The sequence below is a fragment of the Arthrobacter sp. 05T410 genome (genome assembly GCF_056396505.1).
Window position 1 is genome coordinate 331,968 of record NZ_JBFTLP010000002.1, and the last position, 15,731, is coordinate 347,698.

Sequence of the window (15,731 nt, forward strand, 5' to 3'; positions counted from 1 at the left end):
GGATCACGAGTCCTGCGAGTTCCGGTCAGACGACGTCAGAAGGTGCGGACAACAGTGTTTACCGACGACGCGGGCAAGGGCGGCATTGCCGCCGGGGGCCCCGGAAACAGTGAAAATTCTATGAGGCGGACGGGCGGCGACCTCGTCCAGCTCATCACCCCGGCGGGCGAGCGCATCAGCCATCCCGAGTTCGATCCCTGGCTCCAGGACGTCAGCGATGAGCAGCTCTGCGCGCTCTATGAGGACATGGTGGTCATCCGCCGGATCGATGCTGAAGCCACGGCCCTCCAGCGGCAGGGCGAACTGGCACTGTGGCCGCCACTGCTCGGCCAGGAAGCATCCCAGATCGGCTCGGCCCGCGCCCTCCGCGAGGACGACTTTGTCTTCCCGAGCTACCGCGACAACGGTGTCGCCTACTGCCGGGGAGTGAAGCCGGAGGACCTCGTCCGTGCCTGGCGTGGCAACGCCTCCGCCGGCTGGGACCCGTTCACCGTCAACGTTGCCACCCAGCAGATCATCATCGGCGCGCAGAGCCTGCACGCCACGGGCTACGCCATGGGCATCCAGAACGACGGCGCCGACTGTGTCGCCGTGGCCTACTTCGGCGACGGCGCCACGAGCGAAGGCGACGTCAACGAAGCCATGGTCTTCGCCGCGAGCTTCCAGGCGCCCGTCGTCTTCATCTGCCAGAACAACCACTGGGCCATTTCCGAACCCGTCCGGCTGCAGTCGCACATCCAGCTCGCGGACCGCGCCTCAGGCTTCGGCATCCCCAGCATGCGGGTCGACGGCAACGATGTCCTCGCCGTCATGGCAGCCACCCGCATTGCCCTGGACCGTGCCCGGCGCGGCGGCGGCCCCACCTTCATCGAGGCCGTGACCTACCGGATGGGCCCGCACACGACGGCGGACGACCCCACCCGCTACCGGGATGCCAACGAACTCGAGGACTGGGCCGCCAAGGACCCGATCAGCCGGATGAAGTCGCTGCTCGAGCGCAAGGGACTGCTGACCGCGGACCTCGAGGCCGCCGTCGCCGCGCAAGCTGACGCAGTGGCCAAGGAACTCCGGGCCGGCACCATCAACATGCCCGAGCCGCAGCCGCTGGATATCTTCAAGCACGTGTACAGCACGCCCAACTCCTGGCTGGACCGCCAGCAGGAGCACTACTCCCGTTACCTGGCTTCCTTCGGTGATCCCGCAGAAGCCGCTTCTGAAGAAGGTGCACGCTGATGACGCAGATGACCTTTGCCCGAGCCATCAATTCGGGCCTGCGCAAGTCCCTCGAAAACGATCCCAAGGTGGTCCTGATGGGCGAGGACATCGGCGCCCTTGGCGGTGTCTTCCGTGTCACCGACGGGCTGCAGAAAGACTTCGGCAAGCACCGCGTCGTGGACACCCCGCTCGCCGAATCGGGCATCATGGGCACCGCCGTCGGCCTGGCATACCGCGGGTACCGTCCGGTGGTGGAGATCCAGTTCGACGGTTTCATCTACCCGGCGTTCGACCAGATCGTCAGCCAGGTCGCCAAGATGCACTACCGCACCCAGGGCGCGGTCAAGATGCCCATCACCATCCGCGTCCCGTTCGGCGGCGGCATCGGCTCGCCGGAGCACCACTCGGAATCGCCCGAGGCCTACTTCACCCACACCTCGGGGCTGCGCGTGATCAGCGTGTCCAACCCCCAGGACGCCTACACCATGATCCAGCAAGCCATCGCCTCCGACGATCCCGTCCTGTACTTCGAGCCCAAGCGGCGCTACCACGACAAGGGCGAGGTGGACGAGGGCGTCGACCTGAGCTCTGCCCTGTCCATGGAAAAGGCCCGTGTTGTCACCGAGGGCACGGACGTCACCCTCGTGGCCTATGGCCCGCTGGTCAAGACCGCCCGCGACGCCGCCATGGCGGCCGCCGACGAAGGCATCTCGGTTGAGGTCATCGACCTGCGCTCGCTGGCACCGCTGGACTTCGCCACCCTTGAGGCCTCGGTCCGCAAGACCGGCCGTCTGGTCATCACGCACGAGGCCAGCCAGTCCGGCGGCCTCGGCGCCGAAGTCGCCGCGAGCATCACCGAGCGCTGCTTCTACCACCTCGAGGCCGCTCCCGTCCGCGTGACCGGCTTCGATGTTCCCTACCCTTACTCCAAGCTGGAAATGCACCACCTGCCGGGCCTTGACAGGATTCTCGACGGCGTCGACCGTGCCCTCGGCCGCCCCAACTCCCTCAGCGGGCTGGAAGGATGAGCGCCACCATGATCAAGGAATTCAGGCTCCCGGACCTCGGCGAGGGACTGACGGAATCGGAAATCGTCGCCTGGAAGGTCGCGGTAGGGGACACCGTCACCCTCAACCAGATCATCGCCGAGGTAGAGACGGCCAAGGCCGTCGTCGAGCTGCCCTCGCCGTTTGCCGGCGTCGTCGCGGCCCTGCACGAACAGCCCGGCACCGTTGTTGAGGTCGGGAAGCCGATCGTCTCCTTTGAGATCGAGGGCGACGACGGCGCCGCCGGTTCCGGCGGCGGTGTTGGTGCGGACGGGGCCGCAGGCGGCAAGCGTGAGCCGAACCTCGTGGGCTATGGCGCGGTCCTGGAAGCGTCCGGCCGTCCGGCCCGCCGCGCCCGCACCTTCGCGGCCCCGGCGGCCCCTCCGGCCGTCGCGGCAGAGCCGGTGGCACCAGCACGTGCTGCTGAACCGGCCGTCTCTGCGCCGGCCGAATCCAACCCGGTCGAAACCTCGGCGGCATCCGCGGCGGGGGAGCGCCCGCGGTCCACGCCTCCGGTGCGCAAGCTGGCCAAGGATCTCGGCGTCGACCTTGAGGCCGTGCCCGGTACCGGGGAGCGCGGGCTCATCACCCGCGACGATGTGCTGAACTTCGTCGGCGGCGGGGACCTGCCCGCGGCCGCCCAGGAGCCCGCCGGTGCGACGGCGCAGGCCGCAGGGCTTGTCCAGGCCCCGGGCGAGCGCGAGACCCGCACGCCGATCAAGGGCGTGCGGAAGTTCACGGCCGCCGCCATGGTGGCCAGTGCCTTCACCGCGCCGCACGTCACCGAGTTCCTGACCGTCGACGTCACGCCCACGATGGAGCTGCTGGCGCGGCTCAAGGCCAGTCGCGCGTTCGCCGGGTACAAGCTCACCCCGCTGACGCTCGTGTCCAAGGCCGTGCTGATTGCGTTGCGCAACCACCCGACCCTCAACGCCCACTGGGACGAGGCCAACCAGGAGATCGTCCAGTTCAACTACGTGAACCTGGGCATCGCGGCCGCGACCCCGCGGGGGCTGACGGTTCCGAACATCAAGGACGCGGACCGGATGTCCCTCATGGATCTCTCCTCGGCCCTGACGGAACTGACGGACACGGCCCGGGCCGGGAAGACAAGCCCTGAGGCGCTCTCCGGCGGCACGATCTCCATCACGAACATCGGCGTCTTCGGCATTGACGCCGGCACACCCATCCTGAATCCGGGCGAGGCAGCCATCCTGGCCCTCGGTGCGGTCCGGAAGATGCCGTGGGAGTACCAGGACGAGGTCGCGCTGCGCCAGGTCATGACGCTCAGCCTGTCTTTCGACCACCGTCTGGTCGACGGCGAGCAGGGCTCGCGGTTCCTCCAGGACCTCGGCGCCATGCTGGCCGATCCGGGCATGGTCCTCGCGATGGTCTAGGTCCCTCTACACAGCTGCCGGCTGCCCCGTCCGAAAGGAAGGGGCAGCCGGCAGCTTCGTGGTGTGCGGGCTACTTTGGGCGGGGTTGTCGCCGTCCCGGGGCGTATGGAGGACAATTTCGACGGCGGCGGCCCCGTTGACGGCGTGTCCGTGCCAAAGTCCCTCTGGGGTGGGCACGTGGGCGGTGGACACGTGGACCGGTGGACCCGGGAGGGCGCCCGGGGCGGGGGAGTTGCTTAGCCGAGCGGCTCGGTGGGGGCCGGTGCCAGGAGCGCGGCCAGCGCCATGCTTTCCAGCAGCGGCCTCGCGCGGCGGACCCCGATCCGGCGCCCGTGGCTGCGCACCGAGTGCGGGGTCGAGTTGATCAGCCCGAACGTGGCATGCGCGCGCATCCGCAGTTCGGCGGCCTCCGTGCCCTCGTGCAGTCCGGCCAGCACGTCCACCCAGAGTTCGACATAGTTGCGCTGAAGCGTGCGGACCTCGGCCTGGTCCTCGCCGGCCAGGTTGCTGAAGTCCTGGTCCTGGACCCGGATGACGTCCGGGTTGCTCAGCGCAAAGTCGACGTGGAAGGCCACCAGCCCGCCCAACGCCGCCAGATCGCCGTCGGAATCGGCCACCACCCTGCGGCCGCCGTCGAGCAGGTCCTGGCTGACACTGAGCAGCAGGGCGCCGAGGACGGCCTGCTTGCCGGCGAAGTGACGGTAGACCGCCGGGCCGCTGACGCCGGCCGCGGCCCCGAGATCCTCCAGGGAAACGCGGTTGAAGCCCTCCAGGGCAAAGAGCGCAGCGGCGGCGGACAGGAGGGCCTGCCGTCTGTTCGCCTTGGCCTGGCTGCGCTGGGTTGAGGCTGCCTGGGGCGGGGCTGCCTGCGCTGACGGAAGCTGGGCAGTCTGGCTGGGCTCGGTCACCGGCGCATCCCCTCTTTACAAAATGATCCCTGTGTTGGACATCACAGTTAATAGAGACTAACCTAAATCTCAGTTATGCGGTACTAACCGAAATAGTCGGGCGGCCTGAGTTGCCGCTCCGGCGCGCAAGTCCGCGCAGGTCAGGGAACGGAAACAGTCAATGGAGACAATCGCCAGCCGGGTGGATGCGACGAGCACCGCCTACGCCGCGAACCGGGAGGCCCAACTGGGGCTGGCCGGCGAGCTGAGGGAACGGCTCGCCACCACCGCGCTGGGCGGGCCCGCGAAGTCCCGGGAACGCCACGTGGCGCGCGGCAAGCTCCTGCCGCGCGAGCGCATTGACCAGCTGCTCGACGATGGCAGCCCCTTCCTGGAGATCGCCCCGCTGGCCGCGGACGGCATGTACGACGGCGACTCGCCCGGTGCCGGCGTCATTGCCGGCATCGGGCTGGTGCACGGCCGCCAGGTGCTGGTCATTTCCAACGACGCCACGGTCAAAGGCGGCACGTATTATCCGATGACGGTGAAGAAGCACCTCCGCGCGCAGGAAATCGCCCTGGAGAACCGGCTGCCCTGCATCTACCTCGTGGACTCCGGCGGGGCGTTCCTGCCCAAGCAGGACGAGGTCTTCCCGGACAAGGAACACTTCGGCCGGATCTTCTTCAACCAGGCGAGGATGTCCGCGGCGAAGATCCCGCAGATCGCCTCGGTCATGGGCTCCTGCACCGCCGGCGGCGCCTACGTTCCGGCGATGAGCGACGAGACCGTGATTGTCCGCAACCAGGGCACCATCTTCCTGGGCGGCCCGCCGCTGGTGAAGGCCGCGATCGGCGAGATCGTCACGGCGGAGGAACTCGGCGGAGGCGACGTGCACTCGAAGATCTCCGGGGTCACGGACCACCTGGCCGAGAACGATGAGCATGCCCTCCAGATCGTCCGGGACATCGTCTCCACCCTGCCGAAGCCTGCCGCGCCAGTCTGGGACGTGGACACCGTCGTCGAGCCCGTTGCCGACCCGGATGAGCTCTACGGTGCCGTGCCCACGGACGTCAACGCCCAGTACGACGTGCGTGAGGTCATCGCCCGGCTGGTCGATGGCAGCCGGTTCCATGAGTTCAAGAAGAACTACGGCACCACCCTGGTCACGGGCTTCGCCAAGCTGCACGGCCACCCGGTGGGCATCGTGGCGAACAACGGCGTGCTGTTCAGCGAGTCCTCGCTCAAGGGCGCGCACTTCATCGAACTGTGCGACCAGCGCGGCATCCCGCTGATCTTCCTGCAGAACCTCTCCGGCTTCATGGTCGGCAAGGACTACGAGCAGGGCGGCATCGCCAAGAATGGCGCCAAGATGGTCACCGCCGTCGCCACCGCCAGGGTCCCCAAGCTGACGGTCGTGATCGGCGGGTCCTTTGGCGCCGGCAACTACTCAATGTGCGGACGCGCCTACTCCCCGCGCTTCCTCTGGATGTGGCCGGCGTCGCGGATCTCCGTCATGGGCGGCAACCAGGCCTCCAGCGTGCTCGCCACCGTGAAGCGGGACCAGTACGAGGCCCGCGGCGAGGAATGGTCCGCCGCGGACGAGGAAGCCTTCAAGGCCCCCATCAAGCAGCAGTACGAGGACCAGGGCAGCCCTTACTACTCCACCGCCCGCCTCTGGGACGACGGCGTGATCGACCCCGCGGACACCCGCACCGTCCTGGGACTGGCGCTCGACGTCGTCTCCCGCACCCCGCTGCCGGAGACCTCCTTCGGCCTCTTCCGGATGTGAGCCAGCCATGAACCTTTCTTCGCCGACCATCTCTTCGCCCACCACGCCTTCCGTGGCCACTCCTCCAGCCACCCCCACAACCGGCACCCCGCTGTTCGGCACCGTGCTCGTCGCCAACCGCGGCGAAATCGCCTGCCGCGTCATCCGGACCCTGCGCGCCCTGGGCATCCGTTCGGTCGCCGTCTATTCCGACGCCGACGCCGACGCGCGGCACGTGCGGGAAGCCGACTTGGCGGTCCGGATCGGGCCCGCCGCGGCCACCGAGAGCTACCTCAAGATCGAGGCCATCATCCAGGCCTGCCGCGACACCGGCGCCGAGGCCGTGCACCCCGGCTACGGCTTCCTGAGCGAGAACGTCGACTTTGCCCGCGCCCTCGAAGCCGCCGGCATCACGTACATCGGCCCCGGCGTCGAATCCCTGAACGTCATGGGCGACAAGATCCGCTCCAAGAACCACGTCACCGGCTACGGCGTCCCCGTGGTCCCGGGCATCGCTGAACCCGGCATGACCGACGCGCAGCTGATCGAGGCCGCGGCCGGCGTCGGCTTCCCGTTGCTGATCAAGCCCTCCGCCGGCGGCGGCGGCAAGGGCATGCACATCGTCGAACGCGCCGAGGACCTGGAAGCCACCCTGGCCACCGCACGCCGGGTCGCCGCGAGTGCTTTCGGCGACGACACCTTGTTCCTGGAACGGCTCGTGCTCACCCCGCGGCACATCGAGGTCCAGATCCTGGCGGACAACCACGGCAACGTCATCCACCTCGGGGAGCGCGAGTGCTCGCTGCAGCGCCGCCACCAGAAGGTCATCGAGGAAGCACCGTCCCCGCTGCTGGAATCCCTGCCCGACGGGGCGGAGATCCGCGCCCGGATCGGCGAAGCCGCCTGCCAGGCCGCGCGCAGCGTCCACTACTCCGGCGCCGGGACCGTGGAATTCCTGGTCTCGGACGCCGCCCCGGACGAGTTCTTCTTCATGGAGATGAACACCCGCCTGCAGGTCGAACACCCCGTCACCGAGATGGTCACCGGCATTGACCTCGTCGAATGGCAGGTGCGCATCGCCGCCGGCGAGGAACTCACGGTGACCCAGGCCGACGTCGTGCTGACCGGCCACTCGGTGGAGGCACGCGTCTACGCTGAGGTGCCAGAGAAGAACTTCCTGCCGTCCATCGGACAGGTCGTGCTGCTGGACGAACTGCCGGACACCGCGAGTGGCAAGGTCCGTGTCGACTCGGCCCTGCTGGAGGGCCTCCAAATCTCGAGCAGCTACGACCCGATGATTTCCAAGGTCATCGCGTGGGGCGAGGACCGGGCTGAGGCTTTGGACACCCTCGATGAGGCGCTCGCCGGGTATACCGCGCTGGGCATCGACACCAACGTCGAATACCTGCGGCTGCTGATCAACGACGCCGACGTCCGCGCCGGACGGCTCGACACCGGCCTGATCGAACGGAAAATGCCGGAGTTCTCCTTCCGGCACCCGGGCGACTTCGAGGTGGCCGCTGCTGCCGTCTTCGCCGCTGCGATGCACGAGCATGAAACGCAGGACGCCGGGACAGACCCCTGGCATCTCGGTAGCGGGTGGCGGCTCGGTGCAGCTGCCCCGCGCCGGATCAGCCTGGGGACCCCCGACGGCGGTATCGCCACGGTGCAGGTATCCGGCTCCTTGGCGCGGGGGACGGCGACCGTGGCAGTCAACGGCGGCCCGCGACGCCCGGCATCATTTCGGTCCACCAAGCGAGGCACCGCGGAGTTGACTCTGGGCGACGAATCCCGCAGCTACGCGCTGGCGCCTGTCCACCGCGGGCCCGTCCCCCCTGGCCCCGGCAACCCGATGCCAACGGAAGTGTTCCTCGGCAACGAGGGCTGGTCCTGCCGGCTCGAGGTGCTCACGCGGGAGACCCGGCTCGCCCGGGTGCTGGCCGCGATCGAACGCGAGGAAGGCGCCGCCGACCCGGCGGTGCGCTCGCCGATGCCCGGCACCGTGGTGTCGGTGTCCGTCGGCAACGGCGACACCGTGGAGGCCGGCCAGGTCCTGCTCTCAGTGGAAGCCATGAAGATGGAGCACCAGCTCGTGGCGCCCCTGGACGGAACCGTCCACATCAGCGTCGGCTCCGGCGACCTCGTCAAGGCCGATCAGGTGGTGGCAACGATCCACCCCGCTGTTCCGACTGAACCCTCGAAAGCGGAGGACACGATCGAGGAAGCCGTCATCGCGATGGGCGCGGCCGAATGACGGAACCGCACTGATCCCACCGCCTCCACCCCGGCTCACCAACCCCGGCACACCCAACACCTTTCAACAGACCACAGATGTACCTCAGAAACAGGAGTCACCCCATGGCAGATTTTGAACTCAGCGAGGACTACCAGATCCTTAGCGACACCGTCCGCGAATTCGCCGACGAAGTGGTGGCCCCGGTCTCCGCCAAGCACGACGAAGAGCACAGCTTCCCCTACGAGGTCGTCTCCCAGATGGCGGACATGGGCCTGTTCGGCCTGCCCTTCCCGGAAGAGTTCGGCGGCATGGGCGGGGACTACTTCGCCCTGGCCCTGGCCCTGGAACAGCTCGGCCGGGTGGACCAGTCTGTCGCGATCACCCTCGAGGCCGGCGTCTCGCTCGGTGCGATGCCGATCCACCGCTTCGGGAATGAGGCGCAGAAGCAGGAATGGCTGCCGCTGCTGGCCTCCGGCAAGGCGCTCGCCGGCTTCGGCCTGACCGAGCCGGAAGCCGGCTCGGACGCCGGCGGCACCAAGACCACCGCCAAGCTGGGCGGTGGTGAGTGGGTCATCAACGGCAACAAGGAGTTCATCACCAACTCCGGCACGGACATCACCAGGCTCGTCACCGTCACCGCGGTGACCGGCCAGGAGGAACGCGCGGACGGCAGCATCAAGAAGGAAATCTCCACCATCCTGGTGCCCACCAACACTCCGGGCTTCACAGCGGAAAAGGCCTACAACAAGGTCGGCTGGAACGCCTCGGACACCCACCCGCTGACGTTCAACAACGTCCACGTCCCCGAGGAGAACCTGCTCGGCACCCAGGGCCGCGGCTACGCCAACTTCCTCTCCATCCTGGACGAAGGCCGGATCGCGATCGCGGCCCTGGCCGTCGGCGCGGCCCAGGGCTGCGTGGACCAGTCGGTGAAATACGCCAAGGAACGCAGCGCGTTCGGGCAGAACATCGGCAAATACCAGGCCATCGCATTCAAGATCGCCCGGATGGAAGCCCGCGCCCACACGGCCCGCCTGGCCTACTACGACGCGGCCGCCCGGATGCTTGCCGGCAAGCCGTTCAAGACGCAGGCGGCCATCGCTAAGATGGTCGCAGGCGAGGCAGCCATGGACAACGCGCGGGACGCCACCCAGGTGTTCGGCGGCTATGGCTTCATCAACGAATTCACCGTGGCGCGCCACTACCGCGACTCCAAGATCCTTGAAGTCGGCGAGGGCACCACGGAGGTCCAGCTGATGCTGATCGCCCGCGAACTGGGACTGTAGCCGGCCGGAAGGATCACCGATGATCAACAAAGTTGTTGCCAGCGCCGCCGAGGCTGTCGCGGACATTCACGACGGCGCCTCCCTCGCCGTCGGCGGGTTCGGGCTGTGCGGCATTCCCGTGACGCTGATCGAGGCCCTGCATGAGCGCGGTGCCACGGACCTGGAAACCGTCAGCAACAACTGCGGCGTCGACGACTGGGGCCTCGGGATCCTGCTCAAGGACGGCCGGATCCGGCGCACCATCAGCTCCTACGTGGGGGAGAACAAGGAGTTCGCCCGGCAATACCTTTCCGGCGAGCTGGAGGTGGTCCTCACCCCGCAGGGCACGCTGGCCGAAAAGCTGCGCGCCGGCGGCGCGGGTATCCCGGCGTTCTACACCCCGGCCGGCGTCGGCACCCAGGTGTCCGACGGCGGCCTGCCGCAGAAGTACGACGCCGAGGGCAACGTCGCGATTGCCTCCGCGCCCAAGGAAGTCCGCAGCTTCCACGGCGCCGAGTACGTGCTGGAGGAATCGCTGACACCGGACTTCGGGCTCGTGCACGCCTGGAAGGGTGACCGCCACGGCAACCTCGTCTTCCACGCCACGGCCATGAATTTCAACCCGCTGTGCGCCATGGCAGGGAAGATCACCATCGCCGAGGTCGAGGAGCTCGTGCAGCCGGGGGAGCTGGACCCGGAGCACGTCCATGTCCCGGGGATCTTCGTCCAGCGCGTGGTTCTCGCCCCGCAGGGTGAGAAACGCATTGAGAAGCGGACGGTTGCGGTGGCCACCGGTGCCTCCGGCGCACCAAAACTGTCGCCAGAGCAGGCAGGAGCCTAGCCGTGGAAACGAACAAAGCCGCAGAGGCCCCGCCCCGTCCCGAGGCCGTGCGCCACGAATACCGGCGCTCCGCCGTCGAACACGCCGCCGGTACTGAGGGCAAGGGCTGGACCCGCAATGAACTCGCGGCCCGCGTGGCGCAGGAACTGCACAACGGCCAGTACGTCAACCTCGGCATCGGCATGCCGACGCTGATACCCAACTACATTCCCGCCGGCGTCGAGGTGGTGCTGCATTCGGAAAACGGCATCCTGGGTGTCGGGCCGTACCCGGCCGAGGATGAAGTCGACCCGGACCTGATCAATGCCGGCAAGGAAACCGTCACGGTCAACAAGGGCGCGGCGTTCTTCGATTCCGCCGCCTCCTTCGGCATGATCCGGGGCGGCCACGTCGACGTGGCCGTGCTCGGCGCGATGGAGGTCGCCGTCAACGGCGACCTCGCCAACTGGATGATCCCGGGCAAGATGGTCAAGGGCATGGGCGGCGCGATGGACCTGGTGTTCGGGGCCAAGAAGGTGATCGTGATGATGGATCACGTGGACCGCAACGGCAAGCCGAAAATCGTGGAAACCTGCACGCTGCCGTTGACCGGCAAGGGCTGCGTGGACCGGATCATCACCGACCTCGCCGTGATCGACGTCGTGACCGAGGGCGGGAAGTCCCGGCTGGTGCTGCGCGAACTGGCGCCGAACGTGTCTGTGGAGGACGTCGTGGCGGCCACCGGAGCCGAACTCTTTGAGGAAGACCAGGAACTGACCGTATGAGTGATGCAGGCACGACTTCACCGGGCGCAGGCGCACACCCGGGTACCGGCACCCCCCGGGTGATCGAGCAGCGCGGCCTCTATTTCGATGAGCTGGAGGAGGGCGTGGTCTACGCCCACCGGCCGGGCCGGACGCTCACGGAGACGGATAACGTCCTGTTCACCACCATGACCATGAACACCCAGGCCCTGCACCTCGACGCGGCCTGGAGCGCCGGGCAGCCCTTCGGCCAGCGGCTGATGAATTCGATGTTCACCCTTGCCACCGTGGTGGGCCAGTCCGTGCCGCAGCTGACCCAGGGCACCATCATCGCCCAGCTCGGCCTGACGGATGTGTCTTTTCCGAACCCGCTGTACCACGGGGACACCCTGTACACGGAGACGGTGGTGACCGGGAAGAGGCTGTCCGCGTCCCGCCCGGGGCAGGGCATCGTGACCATGCAGCACACCGGACGGAACCAGCACGGGGACGTGGTGGCGCTCGCCGCCCGCAGCTGCCTGATGTGGACACGCGAGGCCCACGCCGCTGCCGAGCTGGAAGCGGCGCAAAAGGGGAGAATAGAGACATGAGTTTCCTGATGGGCCCTGCCCTGCTGTTCTGCCCCGCCGACCGCCCCGAGCGGTACCAAAAAGCCGCGGAACGCGCCGATACCGTGATCGTGGACCTTGAGGACGCCGTCGCCCCTGCCGACAAGCAGCGGGCCCGCGGCGCCATCCTTGCCCAGCTTGGCGCCACCGGCGACGTCCCGGAACTGGATCCGTCCCGCACGGTCGTCCGGGTCAACCCGGCCGGCACGGACGAGTTCGAGAAGGACCTGCACTGCCTCAAGCACACGCCCTACCGGCACATCATGCTGGCCAAGGCGGAGAGCGCTGCCCAGCTGAGGGAACTCGAGGGCTACAGCGTGATTGCCCTCTGCGAGACGGCCGCCGGCGTCCTCAACGCCGCCGCCATCGCCGCCGAGCCCAACGTGGTGGCCCTGATGTGGGGTGCGGAGGACCTGCTGGCATCGCTCGGCGGAACCTCCAGCCGGGCGGAGGACGGCAGCTACCGGGCCGTCGCGCTGCACGCCCGTTCCAGCGTGCTGCTGGCCGCCGGCGCCTTCGGCAAGGACGCGATCGACGCCGTCTACGTCAACATCCCGGATCTGGCCGGCCTGGCACTCGAATCCCGTGACGCGGTGGCGTCCGGATTCTCGTCCAAGGCCTGCATTCATCCGGACCAGGTGGCCGTAGTCCGCGAAGCCTACGCGCCCTCCGAGGCCGACGTCTCGGCAGCCGCGGAGCTGCTCGATGCCGCCTCCGCGGCAGGCTCGGGCGTCTTCCAGTTCAAGGGCAAGATGGTCGACGGGCCCATCCTCAAGCACGCCGCGTCCACACTGCGCCGCGCGGGCCGCGTCGGGTCCTGACCGCGGGCCGGCTGCCCATCGACACGTGCCAACCAACGTGTGCCCATCAGCGTGTGCCCACCAGCGTGTGCCCACCAGCGTGTGCCCGGGTGAAGCTCTGCCGTGTGAAACTCGTCGATTCGCCACAGATGGCCGGATTGGCTGGGCCTATTGCGGCCATCTGCGTCAATTGGGTGCCCTGTGGCTCTGAATCCTCGACCATTCTCCGAGGCCCTGTGCCGGTGGGTTCCTGGGGTGGCCGGCGTCCCGGGGCTGGCGCCGGGCAACTTCGTGGGTGGGATCCTGCCGGACTGGACTTCGCGATTCGCCACAGATGGCCGGATTGGCTGGGCCTATTGCGGCCATCTGCGTCAATTGGGTGCCCTGTGCCGCGCAACCCCAGGCCCGTGCCCCGCATTTGTGCCATGTGTCCCGTGTGGCCGTCATGAACTGGACATGCTCAGTGTGGCCGTCATGAATTGGACATGCTCAGTGTGGCCGTCATGAACTGGACATGCTCAGTGCGGCCTTCATGAACTGGACATGCTCATTGCTGCGTCCAAGAACCGGACATGTTCAGCGGCGCCAGAGGTAACGGTTCTCCGGCCGGCCCGCGGCTCCGTACCGGGGCGTCAGCCGGGCATGGCCGTGAACCACGAGGTACTCGAGGTAGCGGCGGGCGCTGACCCGGGACAGGCCCAGTTGCAGCGCCAGGCCGGCCGCGGAGACGTCCTCCGGACTGGCCTTCAGTGCCTCGATGACCGCGTCCAGGGTGGGGCGCGACAGTCCCTTGGGCAGCCGTACGGCGGCCTGGTCTGGCTGGGCGGGCTGACTCGCCGGGGTTTCCGCCACCGCGGACCGGCGGGAGGGCGCCACCAGGCGGTCGATGCTCGCCTGGTCAAGCGGCCCGGAAGCGCCGGAGGCCAGATCGTCCCGCAGCATGACGTACTCGTCGAGCCGTTCGTTCAATGCCTGCGAGGAGAAGGGCTTGACCAGGTAGTGCAGCACCCCGCCGGCCATCGCGCCACGGACCGTGTCAAGCTCCCGGGACGCGGTGATCACGAGGACATCCACCGGCCGCCGGCGCGCGCGCAGCCGCTGCAGGACGTCCAGGCCGGACATGTCCGGCAGATGGATGTCCAGCAACACCAGCTCCGGGCCCAGCTCCGCGGCCAGATCGATGCCCTGCTGCCCGGTGTGGGCCATGGCCACGACGTCGAATCCGCCGCGTGCCAGCAGGAACCCGTGATGGATCCCGGCCACTGCTACGTCATCGTCAATGATGAGGGTGCGTATGGCGTTCATTGGTTTTGTAGTTCCGCCTCTTTTGTTCTGAGCACTACCGAGAAGCAGGCTCCGCCCAACGCCGATGAGGATACTGCCGCCCGGCCTCCGCGCCGGAGGGCAACCCGCTGGACCAGGGCCAGCCCAAACCCGCGGCTGTTGATTCCCTCGGACTCCTTGCTGGTCACGCCGGGCTCGAACACTTTAGCGCGTTCAGGAACCGGGACGCCGGGTCCGTCGTCCTCCACCACGATGGTCCGCCCGCCGTCGGCGCTCTCACCCAGCCGGATGGCCACAGTGCTGTCGTAACCCGCAGCGTCCACAGCGTTGTCGATCAGGTTGCCCAGCACCGTGATGACGTCGCCCGAGTCATCAACCGAGCACAGCGAATCCGGGCTGACGATGATCTCGATGCCGCGCTCGGCGCAGACCGTGGACTTGGCGATCAGCAGCGCCTGGACCCCGTGGTCGGTGATTCCGGCCGCCAGCGGCCGGTTCGCGAAGACGGCGTCGTTGTGGCTGCGGCCCAGGTATTCGATGGCTTTGTCTTGCTTTCCGAGCTCCAGCAGCCCGGAGATGACGTGCAGTTTGTTGGCAAATTCGTGCGCCTGGGCGCGGAGTGCCTGCGTCACGTCCACGGCGCCGTCGCGGTCACGCAGGACGGTGTGGAGCTCCGTGCGGTCGCGCAGGATCAGCACCTTGCCGACTTCGCGGCCGTCGACGGTGGCCGCATTGACCTTGCCCAGCAGAATCCGTTCACCCGAGAGCACCAGTTCCTCCGTGGCGGACCCGGCCGAGAGCAAGCGGAGGACCGCCGGTTCCAGGCTTGCCGCTGCAGGGGTCCCGGTGATGTCCCCGGCCAGGGCGAGCAGGCGGCGTGCCTCATCGTTGACCAGCGCGACCCTGCCGTCGGCGTCCACCGCCACGAGTCCTTCACCCAGGCCGTGGAGCATGGCGTCGCGCGTTTCGAGCAGGGCAGCGATGTCCTCGGGCTCGAGTTTGTAGATCCGCCGCCACACCAGTTTCGAGACATACATCGCGCCCAGCGAACTCAGCAGTGCCGCCCCGAGCAGCCAGCCGAACAGCTGCGGCATGTCCTCATGGAGGTCGGCGGCCAGGGTGCTCTCCAGCACCCCCACGGATGCGGAGCCGATCACGGCGCCGGCCGCATCGAAGATGGGAACCTTCACCCGCCAGGACTCACCGAGCGTGCCCGTCTGGGTACCCACGTAGATCTCCCCGGACAGCGGCACGGACGGATCGGTGGAGACCGGCCGGCCGATTTCCGCCGGATTGGGGTGCGACTGACGGACCCCGTGCCGGTCCGTCACCACCACATAGGTGACGTTGGATGCCTGCCGGATGACTTCCGCGATCGGCTGGATTGTCTGGGCCGGCGACGATGTGCCGAACGCGTTGATGACCGAGGGCAGCTGGGCAACACTTTCGGCGACGCCGATCAGCCGGCCCTTGTAGGCGTCACGGAGCTGTTGTTCCTGCATCCGGATGGTCACGGCCCCCACCACCGTGAGGACAGCCAGCACGATGCCCAGCTGCAATGCGACCAGCTGGAACCGAAGGGGAATCTTGTGAAACATGTCACAAGTTTCCCATTGGGGGCGCAGCTCGCCCGCCAAAAAG

At 67.9% G+C, this 15,731-nt stretch carries 13 protein-coding genes; 10 read left to right on the forward strand and 3 right to left on the reverse strand.

Features of this window, described 5'->3' with window-relative positions:
• Nucleotides 1–54: 54 nt before the first annotated feature.
• The 3 genes from pdhA to AC1DFR_RS03950 are packed head-to-tail and all read left to right on the forward strand — an operon-like array spanning nucleotide 55 to nucleotide 3,658.
• Nucleotides 55–1,233, forward strand: coding sequence for a pyruvate dehydrogenase (acetyl-transferring) E1 component subunit alpha (gene pdhA, locus AC1DFR_RS03940; protein WP_374706662.1), 1,179 nt, complete (start codon nucleotides 55–57; stop codon nucleotides 1,231–1,233).
• Nucleotides 1,233–2,243 carry an alpha-ketoacid dehydrogenase subunit beta gene (locus tag AC1DFR_RS03945; protein ID WP_476872768.1) on the forward strand — a complete coding sequence of 337 codons (1,011 nt, stop codon included), beginning with the start codon at nucleotides 1,233–1,235 and terminating at the stop codon, nucleotides 2,241–2,243. The genes pdhA and AC1DFR_RS03945 overlap by 1 nt, the downstream gene beginning before the upstream one ends.
• The gene (locus AC1DFR_RS03950) at nucleotides 2,240–3,658 is read left to right on the forward strand and encodes a dihydrolipoamide acetyltransferase family protein (RefSeq protein ID WP_476872769.1); all 1,419 of its coding nucleotides are present in this window, start codon (nucleotides 2,240–2,242) and stop codon (nucleotides 3,656–3,658) included. The genes AC1DFR_RS03945 and AC1DFR_RS03950 overlap by 4 nt, the downstream gene beginning before the upstream one ends.
• A gap of 236 nt (nucleotides 3,659–3,894) precedes the next feature.
• On the opposite strand, the gene AC1DFR_RS03955 is transcribed toward AC1DFR_RS03950, so the two are convergent.
• Nucleotides 3,895–4,566, reverse strand: a complete 672-nt coding sequence (locus AC1DFR_RS03955; protein ID WP_476856469.1) for an SACE_7040 family transcriptional regulator — start codon at nucleotides 4,564–4,566, stop codon at nucleotides 3,895–3,897.
• 160 nt (nucleotides 4,567–4,726) lie between these two features.
• Between AC1DFR_RS03955 and AC1DFR_RS03960 the strand changes: the two genes are divergently transcribed.
• The 7 genes from AC1DFR_RS03960 to AC1DFR_RS03990 all read left to right on the forward strand — a co-directional run bounded on the left by AC1DFR_RS03960 (nucleotide 4,727) and on the right by AC1DFR_RS03990 (nucleotide 12,827).
• On the forward strand, nucleotides 4,727–6,334 hold the full coding sequence (locus tag AC1DFR_RS03960) for a carboxyl transferase domain-containing protein (protein ID WP_476872770.1): 1,608 nt from the start codon (nucleotides 4,727–4,729) through the stop codon (nucleotides 6,332–6,334).
• A 7-nt stretch (nucleotides 6,335–6,341) separates the two neighbouring features.
• The gene (locus AC1DFR_RS03965) at nucleotides 6,342–8,567 is read left to right on the forward strand and encodes an acetyl/propionyl/methylcrotonyl-CoA carboxylase subunit alpha (RefSeq protein WP_476872771.1); all 2,226 of its coding nucleotides are present in this window, start codon (nucleotides 6,342–6,344) and stop codon (nucleotides 8,565–8,567) included.
• Between the two features lie 104 nt (nucleotides 8,568–8,671).
• Nucleotides 8,672–9,835 carry an acyl-CoA dehydrogenase family protein gene (locus AC1DFR_RS03970; RefSeq protein ID WP_223914042.1) on the forward strand — a complete coding sequence of 388 codons (1,164 nt, stop codon included), beginning with the start codon at nucleotides 8,672–8,674 and terminating at the stop codon, nucleotides 9,833–9,835.
• Between the two features lie 19 nt (nucleotides 9,836–9,854).
• Nucleotides 9,855–10,655 carry a CoA transferase subunit A gene (locus AC1DFR_RS03975; RefSeq protein ID WP_476856466.1) on the forward strand — a complete coding sequence of 267 codons (801 nt, stop codon included), beginning with the start codon at nucleotides 9,855–9,857 and terminating at the stop codon, nucleotides 10,653–10,655.
• Nucleotides 10,656–10,657: 2 nt separating this feature from the next.
• Nucleotides 10,658–11,419, forward strand: a complete 762-nt coding sequence (locus AC1DFR_RS03980) for a CoA transferase subunit B (protein ID WP_476859066.1) — start codon at nucleotides 10,658–10,660, stop codon at nucleotides 11,417–11,419.
• Complete coding sequence (locus tag AC1DFR_RS03985) at nucleotides 11,416–11,988, forward strand: MaoC family dehydratase (protein WP_476872772.1); 573 nt, start codon at nucleotides 11,416–11,418, stop codon at nucleotides 11,986–11,988. Before AC1DFR_RS03980 ends, AC1DFR_RS03985 begins: the two co-directional genes overlap by 4 nt.
• Entirely contained in the window at nucleotides 11,985–12,827 is an 843-nt protein-coding gene (locus tag AC1DFR_RS03990) for an HpcH/HpaI aldolase/citrate lyase family protein (protein WP_476871555.1), read from the forward strand. The genes AC1DFR_RS03985 and AC1DFR_RS03990 overlap by 4 nt, the downstream gene beginning before the upstream one ends.
• A gap of 555 nt (nucleotides 12,828–13,382) precedes the next feature.
• Here the strand turns inward: AC1DFR_RS03990 and AC1DFR_RS03995 are convergent.
• Both AC1DFR_RS03995 and AC1DFR_RS04000 read right to left on the reverse strand, forming a co-directional pair.
• The gene (locus AC1DFR_RS03995) at nucleotides 13,383–14,111 is read right to left on the reverse strand and encodes a response regulator (RefSeq protein WP_476871554.1); all 729 of its coding nucleotides are present in this window, start codon (nucleotides 14,109–14,111) and stop codon (nucleotides 13,383–13,385) included.
• On the reverse strand, nucleotides 14,108–15,688 hold the full coding sequence (locus AC1DFR_RS04000) for an ATP-binding protein (protein ID WP_476856463.1): 1,581 nt from the start codon (nucleotides 15,686–15,688) through the stop codon (nucleotides 14,108–14,110). Before AC1DFR_RS04000 ends, AC1DFR_RS03995 begins: the two co-directional genes overlap by 4 nt.
• Nucleotides 15,689–15,731: the final 43 nt, after the last annotated feature.